Source organism: Rhizobacter sp. P3_C12 (genome assembly GCF_056402735.1).
This window is the reverse complement of record NZ_JBFUGW010000437.1, coordinates 1-3,566: the sequence shown is the minus strand read 5'-3', so window position 1 is coordinate 3,566 and position 3,566 is coordinate 1. Positions and strand designations below refer to the sequence as shown.

At 74.5% G+C, this 3,566-nt stretch carries 2 protein-coding genes; both read right to left on the bottom strand.

Translation table 11 applies throughout. The features are described from left to right. A partial coding sequence (locus AC1DXV_RS32735; RefSeq protein WP_477937657.1) for an HDOD domain-containing protein occupies positions 1-1,746 on the bottom strand: 1,746 nt, incomplete at its 3' end. A 117-nt stretch (positions 1,747-1,863) separates the two neighbouring features. Next, positions 1,864-3,566, bottom strand: a 1,703-nt coding sequence (locus AC1DXV_RS32730; RefSeq protein ID WP_477937655.1) for a UvrD-helicase domain-containing protein, incomplete at its 5' end; no start/stop codon positions are given.

Below are 3,566 nucleotides of genomic sequence, written 5' to 3'. Positions count from 1 at the left end.
CGCCTGGCGAGCGCCCTGCAGCGCCTCGCCGATGTCGCGCGCGGTCACCTCCAGCGGCCGCGCGTAGCGCTGCGCCACCGCGGCCAGCCCGGCACCGATGCGCGCCGCGGGCAGCTGGCTCACCACGTCGACCGCCTCGTTGGCGGCGCTCGCGGCAATGCGCAGCACGTCGCCATCGCTGTCGGCGCTGCGCACCGGGCGGCCGGCCGGCAGCCGGCGCACCATGTGCAGCACCTCGTCGTTCAAGCCCCAGTGGCGCGCCACGGCGGCGCCCAGCAGTTCGCTGTCGACGCCGAGCACCGCGAACGACGCGCCCTCTTCCGTCATGCCCGGCTGCTCGGCCTCGCCCGGCTCGGCAGGCGGGATCGGCTGCATCAGCTGGCGGATCTGTTCGGCTTCATCGGGGAAGTGGTACTGCACCATCAGGCGGCCCAGGTTCTGCAGCGTCGCGATCAGGTAGATCACCTCGGGGTCGTAGCCCGCCGGGCGCAGCACCTGCGCGGTGTGGCCGGCCAGGCGCACGCGGTCCATCAGCTTCTGCAAGGCATCGGCATGCACGGGCGACAGCGGCCCGGGCCACGGCCGCAGCACCGCGGCCGCACTGCGCACGCCCTTCAGCCCCATCAGCGCGACCGCGCGGCGGATCGTCAGCACCGGGCCGTTGCCGGAAATCTGCGTGCCCTGCACCTGCGCCGAATTGACGGTGCGCAGCAGCTCGAAGCTGAGCGCCATGTCCTGCAGGATCTGCTGGGCGATCTCGTCGGTGCGCTGGCCCTCGGCCATCGCGAGCCGGCCCACGCGCTGCGCAACGCCGGGGGCCGCCGGCAGGTGGCCGATGCTGCGCATGCGGTCGATCAGCAGCGCGATCGCGCCGCCGCTGTCCTGCGCATCGGTCTCGCGCCAGCCCGACATCGCGCGCAGCAGGGTGCGGGCGCTGTGATAGCGCTGGCGCTCCTGGCGGTCGGTCGCGCGGTTGGCGATGGCGCGCAGCGCATCGGGAATCGGCTTCGGCGTGCCCCAGGGCAGGCGGATGATCTCGCGGCCGGTCGGCGGCAGGCGCTCGATCACGCGGGCGGTGTCGGGTTCGTCGAGCGCCGGCTGGCCGCACAGCAGCTGGTGCAGCACCAGGCCGGCACAGAGCACGTCGCGCTCGGCCGCGAGGCGGGAGGCGCGCAGCTGGTTCGGGTCCATCGGCATCGCGCGGTCGTGGGCGCGGTCGGCGGCGGCCGCCTCGCCGGTGGCGGGCGGTGCCGAGGCGACGGCCAGCGCCATCACGCGCACCGTGCCCTGCTCGCTGAGCAGCACGTGGTGCAGTTGCAGGTCGCGGTGCGCCACGCCGGCTTCATGCGCGAAGGCCAGGCCTTCCAGCGCCTGGATCATCCAGCCCACCGCTTCGTTGGCCGTCAGCCCGGGCGTGGCCGCGAGCCGTTCGGCCAGCGTGCTGCCGAGCGCGCGGTCGACCGCGACGTACGGCCAATGGTCCTGCACGCCCACTTCGATCACGTGGGCCAGGTTCGGGTGGTCGAGCCGGGCGGCGAGCCTGGCGTCGCGCGTCCAGGCCTCGAGGCCGGCTGCGTCGGCGGGCTGCACGCGCGGCAGCGTCAGCATCACCTCCTGCGAGGCGCGCGGGTCGAACGCGAGCCACACCATGCTGCGGTCGCTCTTGCCCAGCAGCTGACGCAGCTGATAGCGCCCGAACGCGCGTGTCGGCGCGGTCTTGGCGGCAGGAGTCTCCGGAACGGACATGAGCGAGGCGCGATGTGACGAAGTTGCCTTATTGGACGACCGAATGCCGCATCGTGGTGCGCTGATGAACCCGGAAAAGCCGTGCCAATTTCAGACGGCGAGGCTGCTTTTCGTGCGTCAGATGTCGAGCTCGACGACCTCGCCGGTGCCGCCGATCAGCGCACAGCGCACCGGCTCGCCGGGCTGCAGCGCCTGCACCGCGTCGCGGTAGCGCTGCATCTGCTCGTGGTAGGCCTGCTGCGCCTGCGGCTTGTGGGCGAGCTTGTAGTCGAGCACCCACCAGACGCGCCGGCCGCCTTCGTCCAGCGCCACCAGCCGGTCGATGCGCAGCGGCTGGTCGCCCTGCGCCACCGCGACCTCGTTGCCCGCCCACAGCAGGCCGCTGCGGTCGAAGAAGCGGCGGCCGCTCGCGTGCTGCAGCATCGTCGATGCGATGCGCAGCACCTCGCGCGGCGGGCTGTCGAACGCGGCCGCGGCGGCCGTGGCCAGTGCCTCCAGGTCGGCCTCGCCGGCGGCGCCGGTCGCCCATTCCAGCGTGCGGTGCACCGCCTGGCCGAGGCGCGAGGCGCGGTCGTCGCGTGCCGTGAAGGAAGCAGCGGGCGCCACGTCGACCGCCACCGGCACCTCCGGCAGCCCCGGCAGCGCGAACGCCCCCTGCCCGGCCGCGGCCGATGCCACGTCGACCGGCAGCCAGGCCGCCACCAGCGCCTCGACGCGCTGCCACCACGACGCGCCGGGCGCCGCGATGTGCGGCTCGGTGCGGCTGAACACCACCTGCTCGCGCGCCCGGGTCATCGCGACGTAGAGGCCGTTCAGCTCCTCGCGCTGGCGCGCCACCTGCTCGGCCAGCATCGCCGGCGCCAGCGACGGCGGCACGTCGCCCTCGGAGTAGACGAAGGCACAGCGCGCCGGCCGGTCCAGCTCGACCGGCCAGTCGACCAGCACGGTGGCGGTCTCGGTGCCGGCCCGCTCGGGGGCGCTGTCCATGATGAAGACGACACGCGCCTCCAGCCCCTTGGCGCCGTGCACCGTCAGCAGCTGCACCGCGTTGCGCTGCGCCGGCGGCGCCACCTTCAGCGCGCGGCGCTTCAGTGCGCGCACGAAGTTGTACGRCGTCGCATAGCGCGCGCCGTCGAGCGTCAGCGCCTGGCCGAGCAGCGCGTCGATCGCATTCAGCGCCGCGGCCCGCTGCTCCGGCGGCACGACCGCCGCGACGCGTTCTCGATACGCGCCCTCGGCGACGATGCGGTCCAGCAGGTCGTGCGGCGGCAGTTCGCGCGCGGCCTGCAGCCAGGCCGGCAACAGCCGCTGCGCCCGTTGCAGCGCCGGCTGGCCGTCGTGCCGGCCGGCCAGCAGCGCAGCGAACCAGTCGCCGCCCGCGGCCGCCTGCTGCGCCAGCGCGATCAGCTCATCGTCGCCGGCACCGAACAGCGGGCTGCGCAGCGCCTGTGCGAGCGACAGCCGGTGCTGCGGCGAGGCCAGCGCATCCAGCATCGCGATCAGGTCGCGCACCTCGGGCGCATCCATCAGCGACTGGTCCTCGACCGCGGCAGCCGGCAAATGCCGCGCCTGCAGCGCCTGCGCCACCAGCCGCAGCGACGCGCGCTTGCGGCACAGCACGAAGACCTCGCCCGCCGCCACCGCGCCGCTGCCCACCAGCTCGCCGATCGCCTGCGCGACCCAGCGCGCCTCTTGTTCGCGCAGCACCTCTTCGGGCTCGTGGCGCGGCGTGGCCAGGCTGTCGCGCCACAGCAGCCGGCCTTCGTCGCCCGCGGCGGCCTCGCGCGGCGGGCGCGCCACCGGCGGCAGCGCGCGCACGC